At 64.0% G+C, this 13752-nt stretch carries 15 protein-coding genes; 4 read left to right on the top strand and 11 right to left on the bottom strand.

Annotation, left to right across the window (positions count from 1 at the left end; genetic code table 11):
- Window positions 1-36: 36 nt before the first annotated feature.
- On the top strand, window positions 37-762 hold the full coding sequence (locus tag ACIGGF_RS11055) for a YoaK family protein (RefSeq protein ID WP_397521364.1): 726 nt from the start codon (window positions 37-39) through the stop codon (window positions 760-762).
- A gap of 14 nt (window positions 763-776) precedes the next feature.
- Here the strand turns inward: ACIGGF_RS11055 and ACIGGF_RS11050 are convergent, their stop codons facing one another.
- Entirely contained in the window at window positions 777-1391 is a 615-nt protein-coding gene (locus ACIGGF_RS11050; RefSeq protein ID WP_397521363.1) for a TetR/AcrR family transcriptional regulator, read from the bottom strand.
- An 80-nt stretch (window positions 1392-1471) separates the two neighbouring features.
- Between ACIGGF_RS11050 and ACIGGF_RS11045 the strand changes: the two genes are divergently transcribed.
- Window positions 1472-2404, top strand: coding sequence for a DAPG hydrolase family protein (locus ACIGGF_RS11045; RefSeq protein WP_397521362.1), 933 nt, complete (start codon window positions 1472-1474; stop codon window positions 2402-2404).
- Here the strand turns inward: ACIGGF_RS11045 and ACIGGF_RS11040 are convergent.
- The 3 genes from ACIGGF_RS11040 to ACIGGF_RS11030 all read right to left on the bottom strand — a co-directional run bounded on the left by ACIGGF_RS11040 (window position 2401) and on the right by ACIGGF_RS11030 (window position 4363).
- A complete protein-coding gene (locus ACIGGF_RS11040; RefSeq protein ID WP_397521361.1) occupies window positions 2401-2976 on the bottom strand; it encodes a hypothetical protein in 576 nt (191 codons plus the stop codon). The two genes, ACIGGF_RS11045 and ACIGGF_RS11040, sit on opposite strands and share 4 nt — an antisense overlap.
- Before the next feature lie 28 nt (window positions 2977-3004).
- Window positions 3005-3940, bottom strand: coding sequence for a pirin family protein (locus ACIGGF_RS11035; RefSeq protein WP_397521360.1), 936 nt, complete (start codon window positions 3938-3940; stop codon window positions 3005-3007).
- Window positions 3941-4021: 81 nt separating this feature from the next.
- Complete coding sequence (locus tag ACIGGF_RS11030) at window positions 4022-4363, bottom strand: GNAT family N-acetyltransferase (RefSeq protein WP_397521359.1); 342 nt, start codon at window positions 4361-4363, stop codon at window positions 4022-4024.
- Window positions 4364-4542: 179 nt separating this feature from the next.
- Here ACIGGF_RS11030 and ACIGGF_RS11025 point away from each other — a divergent pair, with 179 nt between their 5' ends.
- Together ACIGGF_RS11025 and ACIGGF_RS11020 are read left to right on the top strand one after the other, a co-directional pair.
- The gene (locus ACIGGF_RS11025; RefSeq protein WP_397521358.1) at window positions 4543-5784 is read left to right on the top strand and encodes an acetyl-CoA carboxylase biotin carboxylase subunit family protein; all 1242 of its coding nucleotides are present in this window, start codon (window positions 4543-4545) and stop codon (window positions 5782-5784) included.
- A 41-nt stretch (window positions 5785-5825) separates the two neighbouring features.
- On the top strand, window positions 5826-7832 hold the full coding sequence (locus tag ACIGGF_RS11020) for a hypothetical protein (protein ID WP_397521422.1): 2007 nt from the start codon (window positions 5826-5828) through the stop codon (window positions 7830-7832).
- A gap of 120 nt (window positions 7833-7952) precedes the next feature.
- On the opposite strand, the gene ACIGGF_RS11015 is transcribed toward ACIGGF_RS11020, so the two are convergent.
- The 7 genes from ACIGGF_RS11015 to ACIGGF_RS10985 form a co-directional block, all read right to left on the bottom strand.
- Window positions 7953-8168, bottom strand: a complete 216-nt coding sequence (locus ACIGGF_RS11015; protein WP_397521357.1) for a DUF2945 domain-containing protein — start codon at window positions 8166-8168, stop codon at window positions 7953-7955.
- A 71-nt stretch (window positions 8169-8239) separates the two neighbouring features.
- Window positions 8240-9253, bottom strand: a complete 1014-nt coding sequence (locus tag ACIGGF_RS11010; RefSeq protein WP_397521356.1) for an alpha/beta hydrolase — start codon at window positions 9251-9253, stop codon at window positions 8240-8242.
- A gap of 52 nt (window positions 9254-9305) precedes the next feature.
- Entirely contained in the window at window positions 9306-10487 is a 1182-nt protein-coding gene (locus ACIGGF_RS11005) for an RNA polymerase sigma factor (RefSeq protein ID WP_397521355.1), read from the bottom strand.
- Between the two features lie 10 nt (window positions 10488-10497).
- Window positions 10498-10905, bottom strand: coding sequence for a YciI family protein (locus ACIGGF_RS11000; RefSeq protein ID WP_397521354.1), 408 nt, complete (start codon window positions 10903-10905; stop codon window positions 10498-10500).
- A gap of 96 nt (window positions 10906-11001) precedes the next feature.
- On the bottom strand, window positions 11002-12024 hold the full coding sequence (fbaA, locus tag ACIGGF_RS10995; RefSeq protein ID WP_397521353.1) for a class II fructose-bisphosphate aldolase: 1023 nt from the start codon (window positions 12022-12024) through the stop codon (window positions 11002-11004).
- 8 nt (window positions 12025-12032) lie between these two features.
- Complete coding sequence (locus tag ACIGGF_RS10990; RefSeq protein ID WP_397521352.1) at window positions 12033-13046, bottom strand: LacI family DNA-binding transcriptional regulator; 1014 nt, start codon at window positions 13044-13046, stop codon at window positions 12033-12035.
- A 45-nt stretch (window positions 13047-13091) separates the two neighbouring features.
- Window positions 13092-13742 carry a nucleoside/nucleotide kinase family protein gene (locus ACIGGF_RS10985; RefSeq protein WP_397521351.1) on the bottom strand — a complete coding sequence of 217 codons (651 nt, stop codon included), beginning with the start codon at window positions 13740-13742 and terminating at the stop codon, window positions 13092-13094.
- Between the last annotated feature and the right edge of the window lie 10 nt (window positions 13743-13752).

Below are 13752 nucleotides of genomic sequence, written 5' to 3'. Positions count from 1 at the left end.
ATTTGCCGGTTCGCCCTGCGTCCGGAGAATCGAAGTATGACTTCCCCCTTGTCGATCGACCGCGAGACGGCCGTCGGTGCAGAAGCCCGATTGTCCTGGATCCTGTCCGGTCTCGCGGGCATGGTGGGCGCAGTGGCATTTCTGCACTCCGCCGGCTACTTCGTGACCTTCATGACCGGCAACACCGAACGGGCAGTAGTGGGCCACTTCGGACACCCGGACGGCAAAGAGGTTGCACCCGGCGCGTCGCCGTGGGCTGCGTTGGCCCTGATGGCGTCGTTTCTTGCGGGCGTGGTGATCTCCTCGATCTGCCGACGACGTTATTGGGCGAACCACCCGCATGGGGCAACCGTGCTGACCACCATCGCACTCGCGGCAGCGGCGCTGATCGACATCGCGATCACCGGTTGGTCGTCGGCCAACGTGAACTTCTACCCGATTCTGTTGGTGGCCTTCGCTCTCGGCGCGCTCAACACCGCGTTCACGAAGAAGGAGGAAACCTACATTCCCCTCAGCTACGTCACCGGAACGTTGGTCAAACTCGGCCAAGGCATCGAGCGGCACCTGTTCGGCGGCGGGACCCGCTACGACTGGCTGAGTTACACAGCACTTCTCGGGTCGTTCGCGCTGGGTGGGATGGTCGGAGCGTTCATCGGCGTCGTCATCACCGGCCCGCAGGTTCTGCTGCTCACGGCGATGCTCAGCTTCGGCGCGTCGATCTTCACGTTCACGCACACCGAGCGGAACTCACTGCTCGGCTGAGGACCCACGCGCAATCAGCCCGTGATCAGGGGCGAGGATTGCACGATCGTGCGCAGCATTTGCTCCACCATCGACCGGGGCAGGCGTGATCCGATGAGGACCTGCCGCTGTATCAGACCTTCGATCATCACGACCAGCGTCTCGGCCTCGGCTTGCGGGTCCTGGGAGTCGAGCGAGGCAACGATCCACTGGGTGTAGGTGACCAATGCACCGCGCTGAGTATCGAACAACTCGCGCACCTCGCGATCGTGCTGCGCCTCGCCGAGCATGATGACCCGGGCAATCACCCGCTTGGCTGCGTCACCGGTCGTCATTGCCTGGATGAAGTCCGCGATGCGGCTCACCACGATGTCCACGGTGAGAGGTTTGATGTCGACCAGGCTGCCGAACGTTGCTCCCGCAATCTCGAAGTCTCGGGCGAACAGTTGCCCCAGGGCCAGGTGCAGCAATCGACTTCGAGTGGGCGCGTGGTAATTCACCGAGCCCGGGCCGAGGCCTGCTGCTTCGTCCACCGCCCGGTGCGTCAGCCCGCGAAAGCCTTTGGTGGCCAGCACCTCGATCGCTGCTGACGCAATCTCGTCGCGCCGCCGCACTCTGGAGGCGTCGTCCTTGGGAGTGGCCGGACTCATGCCGGGCAGTCTACTGCCACGTCGTTGACATACTCCGAGCCCACGACCTAGGCTCAACAGATGTTGAGTTCGAGGCCTTCATGAGTCCGAGGCCGACGCGGCGTCAGGTTGTCGTGGGCGCAGCAGCAGCCGTGGCCGCAACCGTCCTCGGGTCGGCCGCCAGGGCGGCCGCTGCACCGGTGGTCGGGTCTGCCGACCTGTGCGGTGAGCGGTACGCGGGGTATCGGGACACCGATCGGGACCGGCCGTACGCCCACTACATGGCACAGCGAACCGCTCCGGCACCGACAGCAGTGGTCGACGCCTGCTCAGGCCCGCCGATCTCGCCCGACTCGATTCCCGGATTCGACTCGATCACAACCGATCTGGCCCCCGTCGGATATTCCGACGTCGAGACCGGATACGGGCAGAGAGCCGACGGCGTGACGTTCGTGGCGGTCCGTACCGTGATGCCGCGGGTGACGGCGGCGATGTGGGACTGGTGGTTCGGCTGGCATTCCGCCGAAGCCGCCCGCTACAAACTGTGGCACCCCGATGCGCACCTGTACGCCGACCTCGCGGAGGACCGTACGGCACAGCCTGTTCCGAACAGGGCCAAGTACATCGGCAACACGTCCTTCGTGGACGAGTACGTCGGTCCGAAGTTGCAGCAACTGGGCATCGGCTTCCGCGACCCGGTGGCGCACGGATTCGTGGTCCCGGCGGACCAGACGATCGTCTTCGGTCGAGTGGGGAGCTCCATCGCCCCCGTGGACCTCGGCTGGCTGGCCCACCAGGTTCGCCCCGTCGATGGCGGTGCCGAGATGCGCAGCCGCTTTCACCTGAACTCGCGCGGGCTGCACATGCCCGACGTGAAACAGGCTGCATGCGCCGTCCGACGCGGGGCGTCGGTGGACCCGACGGACCTGACACTCGGGCTCGATCTCGCCCGCGATCTTCTGATGCACTGCGGGCAGGAGATGAATCATCTCGCCGGATTCCTGCCGGAACTGTACGCCGAGTTCGGAAGCTAGTGGCCCAGAAACACCTTCGCCAGCACGATGAGCGCCGCAACCACTGCGGTGGCCAGGCCACCCAGAAACGCTCGAAAAGTCAACGCGTTGCCGCGAATTCGCTCGGTGATGATCTGAATCGTTGCGATACGCACCACGATCACGCCGCCGGCCAGCAGTTCCGCCCACTGCGCCGGGAGCACCGACAACCAGCCGAGGGCCAGCATCAGTGCCGGGACGGTGCCGGAACTGAGAATCGGAAGTGCATCGCGTAATTCCTGCAGCGCCTTGAATTTCCGCTGTTCCTGCGTCGCGTCCCCGTGCGCTTCCGGAATCTCGCTTTCGGCGACGAAGTCTGCGAACACGTGAGCCAGAAACGTCGTTCCGGCTGTGGCCAGAACCAGGATGGCGGCGGTTCCGTGCTCGATGGAACCGGGAGTGGACGCGGCGACCGCCGCCAGCACGAGAATGTTTCCGTACACGTAGGCGGAGAGCCTCGTCGCCGCCCGCGCCGGCTCCAGTGGGCCGTCGGCGCGGGTGACCAATCGACGATACAGCCGTGTTCTACGAAGTCGGGGTTCTGCCTGGCTCATGCAGAAGATCGTTGCACGGCCGAGCGGATCACTCGACGGGGACGCCGAGTCGACCGGCTTGATAGTCCTCGAATGCCTGCAGCACTTCGGACTTGGTGTTCATCACGAACGGACCGGCCATCGCGACCGGCTCACGGATCGGCTTTCCACCGAGAACGAACACCTCCAACGACTCCCCCACCGCCGAGGCCGACATCTCGATGGTGTCGCCGCGGCCGAACAACGCGGTCTGCCCCAGCCGGATCGGGCGCTTGTCCGCACCGACGGTGCCCTCGCCGGCGAGAACGTAGACAAGAGCGTTGAAGTCCCTGTTCCACGGTAACGTCAGCGCGGCCCCCGGTGCGATCGTGCTGTGCGAGAGCGCAATTGGCGTGTATGTCGATCCCGGTCCCTGCATGCCCGCGATCTCACCCGCGATGACGCGAACCAGCGCGCCGCCGTCGGGACTCGACGCCAGAGCCACTTTGCTCCCGGTGATGTCCTGGTAGCGCGGGTGCGCCATCTTGTTCTCCCGCGGCAGATTGACCCACAGCTGAACACCGTGGAACAGCCCGCCGGAGAGCACCAGATGCTCCGGCGGAGCCTCGATGTGCAGGATGCCCCCGCCGGCCGTCATCCACTGGGTGTCGCCGCCGCTGATGATGCCGCCACCACCGTGAGAGTCCTCGTGCTCCATGATGCCGTCGATCATGTACGTGACGGTCTCGAATCCGCGGTGCGGATGCCACGGCGTGCCCTTCGGCTCGCCGGGCGCGTAATTCACCTCGCCCATCTGATCCATGTGGATGAACGGGTCGAGGGAGGACATGTCCAATCCGGCGAATGCGCGACGAACCGGGAAGCCCTCGCCCTCGTACCCCGTCGGTGCCGTCGTGACGGACCGGACGGGCCGCGGGACGGCGGTGGCGTCGGGCATGGGTATGCGGGGTAACGCGAGGATGTTGTCGACCGTCACTGCGGGCATGGCTTCCCTTTCGGCAGGGTAGTTGACTCTGCAACTACTACGACGGCTACAACCCGACGGTGGTAGTAGCTATTCCCGCCGTCAGCCCCGTCGGTCCGCCAGCCACTGCCGGATCTCGTCGGTGGGCCGGTCGACGCTGTCCTCGTACTCCGAATGCTTGCCCACGAAGGCCGCGACCAGTTCGCAGATCGGAACGATGCGCTTGCCGTCGGCTCGGGTGGCGTCGAGAGCCTGCTGCACGAGAATGGTGGCCAGCCCTCGTCCGCCGTAAGCCGCGTCCACCTCGGTGTGGAAGAAGATGCGTCGGCCGTCCTCGTCGTCGGCGAACTCGGTGAAGCCGACCTGTGTGCCCTCGACCGAGACCGTGAAACGATCTGCTTGTTGGCTGATCTCGACCTCGGCACCGGTTTTGTCGACCGTCATCTCGCGCTCCTCGTTGCTGGTGGGTGCGTACCGTACTGCCGACGATCACGGTACCGAACTCCTGCGTACGGCAGGTTCGAGATCGACAATCGAAAACAGGGGTGCCGAAGGATCGGAACCACCTCTGTACGGTGGAGCGAAGGACCTCGACCATAGAATGATCTAGGGGAAGGAACTTCATGGCTCGGCCAGACAGGCTGGAGAAGGATCCGAACAAGGGTTTCGTGGCCCTACTGGGGTGGAGTTTGGCCGCGGTGGAAGCACTGGACAAGTTCGATAGGCGCTACGTCGTCGTCGCCCCGGAATGGGCCGAGGCGTACTGCACCGAGCACGACATTCCGTACCTGCCGTGGAACTTCGAGCGACTCAACGATCGCTCGCTGGAGATAGCCGAAACCCTTCAGGCCAAGGGTGTCGATGTCGCGATTCCGTTGTACGAAGAGACAGTGGAGTGGGCCGGTGCCATCAACTCGGTGTTGCTCGGCAACCCACGCCTGTTCGGTCAGGCAATGCTGTTGCGCGACAAGTCCTTGATGAAGCGCCGTGCTCAGCTCGGCGGCATTCGGGTGGGCATCTTCGAGGAAGCCCACGACCGCGAGGACGTCATCCGTTTCCTCAAACGTGTCAATCAGACACTGCTCAAGCTCGACGGCGATCCCAACGACCCGATTCACGTCAAGGCCTTCGACAAGGCCGGTTGCCTCGGCCACCGCGTCATTCGTACCCCTGACGAGGTCGACTCCATTCCCGACGAGGAATTTCCGGCCCTGATGGAATCGCACCTCGACGGCTGGGAGTTCGCTGTCGAAGCATGGATTCACAACGGCAAGATCAAGTTCCTCAACATCTCGGAGTACGTCACCCTCGGATACTCGGTGTTCGTGCCTGCGACACCGGAATTGGAGAAGTACCGCGAGCAGATCACGGTGCAGATCGAGAAGCTGATCAAGACCTTCGACATCGAGTTCGGATTCATTCACCCCGAGTACTTCGTCACCAGCGACGGCGAAATGTACTTCGGTGAAGTTGCTTATCGCCCACCGGGTTTCAAGGTGTTCGAGCTCCTCGAGCGGGCTTACGGGTTCAACGCCTACCAGGGGCTCGCGCTGGCGTTCGACCCGAAGACCACGGAGGAGGAGATCGACGCCTTCTTCCCGAAGGAGGTCGTCGATGCAACCGGTGTAGCCGGGTGTTTCGGTGTCTATCCACGACGCCGTGTCGTCAGCCAACTGCAGATTCCGGAGGAGACGAGCGGGCACGACTACTACGAGACCAACGACCTGTCTGCTCCGGTCGAGGAAACCGTCACCAAGAGAACAGCGTTCGGTACTCACTGGGGACTGCTGTACTTCTTCGGCGAGGATTCGTACGTCATGCGTGATTTGCTGAAGCATCAGGAAGAACTGGACTTCTACGTGTGAAGCAGCAACTCGGGAACGACCACGAACCCACGACGCAGACGATGAGCGAGCCGGCACCGACAAACGCGACTTCTGCAGTGGACAAAGCGTTGGCATCACGGTTGGCGCAACTGGACCACGCGGTGCACGCCTTGTCCGACGCACCCGAGTTCAGCAAGAACACGAAGGTACGTCGGGTACTCGACGCATTGCATCGAGTGCTGTTGCAACCCGGCGGTTGCGGCGCAGTCCGCGAGCGGGCCGACTTGCTGGAGAGTGCCGGGTTGTTCGCCGGTACCGATTGGGCGCAGCCCGACATTCTCGTTCCCGGATTCGTGGGTCCGAGTCTGCGCAGCGGTAACGACGACACCGTAGTGCTCGAGGCGACCAGCGAACTGCGCATGATCGCAATCGTCGCGGGCGAGTACGAGCATCCGGCCGTGTCGGCGGAGGACGCACGGCGATTCCTGTCGCAGGTTCTCGCGTTGAATCTCGAGGTGCTGTTCACTCCGCCGTCGGAGTCGGAGCGAGTTCGCTTGGGCCGCACCGCACATCTCATTCGTGACCTGTTCGGGTACGTCGCCCAGCAGATCGGCTACGACAGTGTGCTCGACGAGTTGCTCGAGGAGATCTGGCGCATATTGCGACAGCGCCCGATCCAGGTGGACACCATCAAGGCGATGGTCACCCGCATCGCGATCTATCGCGACGATCCGACGGTGGATCTCGGCACCTCCGGGCAAGGACTGGATCGATTGATCACGGCCCTCTTCGGCACCACCGATGCATGCCGAGAGGATCCGGGCGTCGAGGTCTACCGGTCTCGACTCGAGGCGATGGACGTCGAGGCCTTGCAATTCGAGGCCCGCGGATTCGCGCGAGCGATGCACGACACCGGACTCGTCTCGCCGTACCACGCCACGCTCACGCAGTACCTCGTCGATCACTACTCGTACGTTCTCCCCGAGGCATTGGGCCTGTCCGACACCGGTCGCACCTGCCTGACGCGTTATCCGGAACTGGTCCATCGCCTCATCGAAGAAACGGTGTTTCCCGAAACGGCGCAGTGCCTCTACGGACTGGCACTGCTGCTCGATCGCGGCATCCTTCATCAGCCGCCGATCGTGCCGTCGTTGTGGCGACAGATATCACTGAAACTCGCACCGGCAGTGCAGGATCGATTGAATACCTCGTTCGGACCCGTACCCGCGCCGCAGTCGCGTCTACTGGGTGGGTTGTTGTCGATGCTCGGGCAACCGCTCGGTATCGGCCAGGGCGACAACCCGACGTGCCAGTCGGCACGCGCGTTGTCGATGTGGGCCTACAACGATCCTGATTATCTGCTGCAGATGGTGGTGTGGGCCGCGCGCGACGAGGAAATCGTCATGCACTTCGAGGGGCAGTCGATTTCGTCCACCGACAGCGTCAGCGGAGTCGCGACCTCCGATCCGGTGGATCTCGACCCGGTTTCGCTGTTGTTGGTTCCGCATCTCGACCGTATCTACGCCGAGATGGTTCGACGCTGCGCGGATCGCCCTGGCGATCCGCACCGGTGGGTCAACCCGGAGTTCCACGGGTGGTGGTCGGCACGCGAGTTCCACATCGACGTCGACGTCGCCACCGGCAACATCGTCGATCTGGACGCATTCCTGCGCCAGTTCTATGCCGCGTACCACCCGGAGTACAACGGGCATCAGCCGCTGATACATCCGCAACCTGCGGGTGTGGCCGTAACCGACAGTGCTGCACGCTATGTGGGCTGGCATGCCATCACGATCCTGCGGGTCAATACCGACCCGGACGGCGTCATGCGGGTCTACTTCTTCAACCCGAACAACGACAGCGGGCAGGACTGGGGCGACGGCGTCGTGGTGGGAACGGCAGGCAACGGCGAGCGCGCAGGCGAAGGTTCGCTGCCCTTCGACCAATTCGCGTCGCGGCTGTACATTTTCCACACCGATCCCCTCGAGAACGGGGAACCGGAGCGCATTCCGGCCGAGGACATCGACCGCATCCGTGGGTACATCGAACGGAGCTGGGGCGCGGAACGTTCGGTGCCGCAGGCCTGATCGGGGTGGCGGCGCTGCATCGGAGGCGCGAACGCGTGCGCGTTTGCCGGACGCGCGCGAAATAGGCCGCGAAATCGCGCGCACCTGACGAATGCGCGCGCGTTCGCGGCCCGTGTCCGTTCAGTCCTTCTTGTCGAGCGACTCCGGCTTGTGTACCGCGTCCTTCCCGGACTTGTCGCTTTCGACTCGGTACTGCGGCTCGTCCTTCGAGGCCTTGACGGTTCGCCCCGCAGCTTCGGTCTCGGAGGTGATCTTCTCCACCACCTCTCCCTCGGTCTTGGTTCCATGGGTGTTCCATTCGACCTTGTCGCCCTTGTGCAGATCGTCTTTCGACATGTACGTCATCCCTTCGTCGGTGTGATCGAGCGTCGGTGTGATCTGGGAGTACCCGCGACAGTCTCGGGCAATCACCTGGTTCCGAGAGCCGGGGCCAACGTGGTGAACCAGGCCTCGCGCAGCTGATCCTCGAACAGCGGCCAGGTGTGTGCGCCTTCGTCGCGCATGGACACCGTCGCCGGCACATCGGCTCGTCGTAGCGCGTCGACGAAGATCAACGTGCAGTAATTCACCATTGCTTCGACCGCCATTCCGCCGAACGGTGGAATCGCTCCTTCCGGGATGCGGTCCACCGGTCCCGGAGCTCCGCGAGACGAGCTGACGTAGACCGCGGTTCCACGCAAGCGTTCGACGTTGAGGGACGGATCGTGGTCGCGCCATCCCTGGCTTCCGGGCAACCCCCACATGTTGAAGGGATTGTTCAGTCCGCCGGCGATCATCGCCGAGATACCCGCAGTGGCAAGCGGATTCGACGGTGACGGACAACCGCTGAACGACGCGGCGGCGTCGAACACATCCGGTGCCTGGATCGCCAGATCCAGTGCCGGGCCACCACTCATCGACAGGCCCGCCACCCCGCGTCGGCCGTTGGATCCGTAGGCGGCGTCGACGGCGGCAGGCAGTTCGCGAGTCAGGTAGGTCTGCCACATGTTCTTACCCAGTATCGGGTCGGGTGTCTGCCAATCGGTATAGAAGCTGAACCGTCCGCCGATGGGTGCTACGACCGTGACGTTCTTGTCCAGAAAGAACTGTTCGACGCCGGAATTGTTGAGCCATCCCACACCGTCCTCGTTACCGAGCGCGCCGTTGAGCAGGATCAGGCTCGGGGCCGGTCCGCCTCCCGGCGAATGCAGGATCTCGTTGGAGATGACGCGATTCATGGACGGGGAGAACACGTTCAGCACTGCGCGGGTGGCCGACACCTGGTGAATCCCGACCGCTCCCACCGCCGCGTCGGCCGATCCCGAATTGCCCGGCAGAGCCTGGGCCGACGTTCCCGTCAGCAGCATCGACCCCACTACGGCGGCCGTCACCACCGCGGCGGATCGAGTTCGCTTCTTGCTCTTGCGTCCCACTGGCAACATCAGCACCATTCGAGGGTCGCACGAATTCCGCTTTCTACCGCTAACGATCAGATTACGAAACCGATCGGTTCGTACGGTTGCTCGACGTCGTCATCCGTTCTCGGATCCGCGCGGCCCGCAGCGTCAGATGGTGCCGCTCGGGGAGCGAGGGAGCCGAATGGGCAGCGCGCGCGTACAGTTCGGCCGCCTGCTCCAGGTCCCCTGCCTTCTCGTGCAGGTGCGCGGCCGCCGCCGTGTGCCGCGGGACGACGGGATCGACCTCGGCCAATGCCGCGAGTCCGGCCGCCGGGCCGTCGGCTTCCCCGACGGCCACCGCACGATTGAGCTGCACGACAGGGCTGCCGGTGAGGGCGAGCAGCTCGTCGTACCATTCGACGATCTGCACCCAGTCGGTCTCCTCGACCCGAGCCGCGTCGGCATGCAGGGCAGCGATAGCCGCCTGCGCTTGAAATTCTCCCAGCCGATCTCGGGCCAGTGCGGTCTGCAGAATCCCCACCCCCTCGGCGATCAGTGTTGTGTCCCACAGAGATCGGTCCTGTTCGGCCAGTGGAATCACCCGACCGTCGGATCCTGTTCGGGCCGAACGACGCGCGTGGTGCAGCACCATCAGCGCCAGGAGACCCGCGGTTTCCTCGTCGTCGGACACCGTCGCCAGCTGTCGTGTCAGCCGGATCGCCTCGGCCGCGAGATCGACGTCGCCGGTGTATCCCTCGTTGAACACCAGATACAGCACGCGTCGTACCGTCCTGAGGTCACCCGGCGCGTCGAACCGCACATCGCGCACCGCACGTTTCGCCCGAGAGATGCGCTGCGCCATGGTTTTCTCCGGCACCAGATACGCCTGCGCGATCTGCCGTGTTGTCAGTCCCCCGACCGCACGCAGGGTCAGAGCCACCGCCGACGCCGACGTCAACACTGGATGGGCGCACAGGAAGAACAACTGCAGTGTGTCGTCGACGCCGCCCACGTTATCCGGTTCCGGTCGAGCGGCCAGTCGCTCTTCTCGATCTCGCCGCGCCTTCTCCGAGCGTTGTGCGTCGAGGAACTTGCGCCAGGCGACGGTGACGAGCCAACCCTTCGGGTCCGTTGTCACGTCACCCGCCCCTGCCCACGTCGAGGCCCACTGCACCAACGCTTCCTGGACCGCGTCCTCGGCCGCCGCAAAGTCTGCTCCGCGGTGGACGAGGACGCCGATCACCGCGGGAGTCAGCTCCCTCAGCAGGTGGGGATCCACGACGACGGTCTCAGTCTTCGATCGAGGGAGGAGCTTCCATGAACGGACGCAGCTCGAGCCACTCACCGATCGGCTTGCCACCGGCACCGGGCGCTGCCGACAGCTGTCCGGCCAGCTCGAGCGCGCGATCGTAGGAGTCGACGTCGATCACCATCCAGCCCGCGATCAAGTCCTTCGTCTCCGCGAAGGGACCGTCGGTGACCGGAGGTTTCCCTTCGCCATCCGAACGCACCCACGTTCCCTCGGGGGCCAGAGCCTGCGCGTCGACGAACTCGCCCGTCTTCTCGAGCTCGTCGGCGAAATCCTGCATGAATTGAATGTGGTCGTGCACTTCGGCCGGGGTCCACTGGTCCATCGGGGTGTTGTTGGTCGGCTGGGGAGCGCCGCGGTAGTGCTTGAGCATGAGGTACTTGGCCATGATGTCTCCTAGCGTTCGATGCGGCCATTCTTTCCGCATTCGACCCTGGGACGGAACCGTCTCGTGGAATTCGACATGCTCCACGACAAATTTCTGTCAGCGCATCGTCCGGCCCGCCGAGCCGAGCATCTGCGTCGCCTCCACCACTCTGGCCGCCATCGCCGTCTCGGCCGGCTTGCCCCACGACCGCGGGTCGTACGCTTTCTTGTTGCCGTACTCGCCGTCCACCTTGAGGACCTGGTCGTACTTGCTCAGCATGTGACCGGCGATGGACCGGGTGAAAGCGTATTGGGTGTCGGTGTCGATGTTCATCTTGATCACTCCGCTCGCCACCGCGGCCGCGATGTCTTCTGCACTGGATCCGGATCCACCGTGGAACACCAGATCGAACGGATTGTTCTTGCCGGTCTCGGCTCCGACGACATCCTGAATCTCGGCAAGGATTTCGGGGCGCAGGTGTACCGAGTCGGGGTTGTAGACACCGTGCACGTTTCCGAACGTCAGGGCAGTCATGTATCGACCGCGCTCCCCGGTGCCGAGCGCTGCGATGGTGGCCCGCGCATCGTCGACGGTGGAGTACAACTGTTCGTTGATCTCGTGTGAGACTCCGTCCTCCTCGCCGCCGATCACGCCCACCTCGATTTCGAGGATGGTGTTCGCCTGAACCGACAGATCGAGCAGTTCCCGTGCTACACGCAAATTCTCGTCCAGCGGCACCGCCGAACCGTCCCACATGTGCGACTGGTACAGCGGCTCGAGTCCACGTCCGCGTCGGTCGATGGAGTCGGCCAGCAGGGGCCGCACCCAGTCGTCCAAATTCTCGGCGGGGCAGTGATCGGTGTGGAGGGCAACCGAGATCGAATAGTGTTGCGCCACTTCGTGAGCGTACTGGGCGAGCGCTTTCGAGCCGGCGAACCGGTTCTGCACGGCGTTGCCGGACAGATAGAGCGCGGTTCCGACCGACACCTGAATGATGCCGTCGCTCTCGGCCTCGGCGAAGCCCTGCAGCGCTGCATTGAGCGTCTGCGAGCCGGTGACGTTGATCGACGGGTAGGCGAACCCGCCCTCCTTCGCACGGTCGAGCATGGCCGCGTACTGATCCGGACTGGCGATCGGCATGGTTGGTCCTATCTTTCGGGTGCGTCTGGTATTGCACTGCAGCCGCAGGAATTTCGGTGGTTGAAGGTGGTCGGCACACGGATGGACCGGGGTGCGTCCTCGTGCCCCTCGATACGTCCGAGCAGCAGGTCGGCTGCGGTTCTGCCGATCGTCTGCACGTCCTGCGCCGCCGCTGTCAGCCGAGGCTCGAACAGATCCGACCACTCGAAGTCGTCGTAACACACGAAGGCGAGGTCGGCAGGGATCGACAAGCCCAGTCCACGAACCGCTTTCAACGACCCGATGGTCATCGAGTTGTTCATCGACACCAGTGCCGATGGACGATGCGGACTCGACATCAACTCACGCACAGCAGACTCGGCCACCTCCACGTTCGATCGACCGTCGAGGATCAATTCGGGATCCAATTCGATACCGCGATCGGCGAGCGCGCGGGCATAGCCGTCGAATCGTTCTGTGGTAGAGGAGATTCCCGCGATACCGCGGACGATCGCAATGCGGCGATGACCGGAATCGAGCAGGTGGGCGGTGAGGTCGTACGCCGACGCTTCGTTCTCGGGGCCTACTTGATCGCAGGGGAGATCGAGCATGCGATCGATCAATACCAAGGGGGTCCCACTACGCACGATCTCCGGAATGGTCGACGACTCCGATCCCGCTGCGGGAGCGAGGATCATGCCGTCGACCTGGCGGTCCAGCAGCGATTGGGTCACTCGGCGCTCGGACTGGGGCTCATCGTGCGAATCACCGAGAATCAACACGTAGCCGGCCTCGGACAGTCGCCGCTCGACGGCATGCACCAGACTGCCGAAATAGGGGTTGGTCAGCGCGGCGATCGACAGCCCCACCGTATTGGTCCGGCCGGCGGCGAGCGAGCGCGCTACGACGTTGCGTCGGTAGCCGATCTCGACGATCGCCGCGTCGACGCGTTTCCGGGTAGCCGGGTTGACCTTGCGGGTGCCGTTCAGGACGTGCGACACAGTCGACACCGAGACGCCGGCGATGCGTGCGACGTCGTCCATCGTGGGCACGTCAGCGGACCCGTCGTACTCGGATGTTCGCAGACCTCATGTCAGACGCAGTATTCGATCGGCTCGGCCCGCTGTAGACCCGATCAGTTCGGCGTTGCGTTCGTCCGAGCCCAACGCCCAGAACTCTGCGTCCTCGTGCGATTTCCCGTAGGCCTCGTGCCGAGCGACCAGCCGCTCGTGCCGCACCCTCGTGTGCGGAGCCAGAAACCAGACCTCGTCGATCAGCGTCCGTGCGGCAGGCCACGCATCGGACTCCATCAACAGGTAATTGCCCTCGGTGACCACCAGCGGAACACTCGACGGAACCGGGATCGCCGAACCGATGGACTCCTCGATCTCGCGCCTGAACCTCGGTGCGTACACGATGGGATCACCGGGGCGTTGCGCGTGAATTGCCGCGATCAGTCTCGCGTAGCCACCGTCGTCGAACGTGTCGTGGGCACCTTTTCGATCGAGCCTGCCTAGGTCGATCAACACCTCGTTGGCGAGGTGAAATCCGTCCATCGGAACCAGTACCGCCAGCTCCGGCCCGAGAGCATCGACGAGTTGCTGCGCCACCGTGGACTTTCCGGCTCCGGGAGCCCCGGTCAGGCCGAGTATGTGCCGCTCTCCGGTGACCGCGAGTGCCCGGGCCAGCTCCACGAGCTCGCCGAGGGTCGCTCTCTGTACGTCCTGATCAGTGCTCACCGTTGTCGCT

The organism is Rhodococcus sp. NPDC078407, assembly GCF_044542515.1.
In the GTDB taxonomy this organism is placed as follows: Bacteria; Actinomycetota; Actinomycetes; order Mycobacteriales; family Mycobacteriaceae; genus Rhodococcoides.
The sequence above is the reverse complement of the archived record's forward strand: the minus strand, read 5'-3'. Positions and strand labels throughout refer to the sequence as shown.

Excerpts from the sequence above, each read along its gene's own strand:
- ACIGGF_RS11015 (WP_397521357.1), bottom strand. The coding sequence starts at position 8,168 with ATGTCGAAAGACGATCTGCACAAGGGCGACAAGGTCGAATGGAACACC.
- ACIGGF_RS11030 (WP_397521359.1), bottom strand. The coding sequence starts at position 4,363 with ATGACGGTCGACAAAACCGGTGCCGAGGTCGAGATCAGCCAACAAGCA.
- ACIGGF_RS11025 (WP_397521358.1), top strand. The coding sequence starts at position 4,543 with ATGGCTCGGCCAGACAGGCTGGAGAAGGATCCGAACAAGGGTTTCGTG.
- fbaA (WP_397521353.1), bottom strand. The coding sequence starts at position 12,024 with ATGCCGATCGCCAGTCCGGATCAGTACGCGGCCATGCTCGACCGTGCG.
- ACIGGF_RS11010 (WP_397521356.1), bottom strand. The coding sequence starts at position 9,253 with ATGTTGCCAGTGGGACGCAAGAGCAAGAAGCGAACTCGATCCGCCGCG.
- ACIGGF_RS11035 (WP_397521360.1), bottom strand. The coding sequence starts at position 3,940 with ATGCCCGCAGTGACGGTCGACAACATCCTCGCGTTACCCCGCATACCC.
- ACIGGF_RS11020 (WP_397521422.1), top strand. The coding sequence starts at position 5,826 with ATGAGCGAGCCGGCACCGACAAACGCGACTTCTGCAGTGGACAAAGCG.
- ACIGGF_RS11045 (WP_397521362.1), top strand. The coding sequence starts at position 1,472 with ATGAGTCCGAGGCCGACGCGGCGTCAGGTTGTCGTGGGCGCAGCAGCA.
- ACIGGF_RS11050 (WP_397521363.1), bottom strand. The coding sequence starts at position 1,391 with ATGAGTCCGGCCACTCCCAAGGACGACGCCTCCAGAGTGCGGCGGCGC.
- ACIGGF_RS11040 (WP_397521361.1), bottom strand. The coding sequence starts at position 2,976 with ATGAGCCAGGCAGAACCCCGACTTCGTAGAACACGGCTGTATCGTCGA.
- ACIGGF_RS11000 (WP_397521354.1), bottom strand. The coding sequence starts at position 10,905 with ATGGCCAAGTACCTCATGCTCAAGCACTACCGCGGCGCTCCCCAGCCG.
- ACIGGF_RS10990 (WP_397521352.1), bottom strand. The coding sequence starts at position 13,046 with ATGGACGACGTCGCACGCATCGCCGGCGTCTCGGTGTCGACTGTGTCG.
- ACIGGF_RS11055 (WP_397521364.1), top strand. The coding sequence starts at position 37 with ATGACTTCCCCCTTGTCGATCGACCGCGAGACGGCCGTCGGTGCAGAA.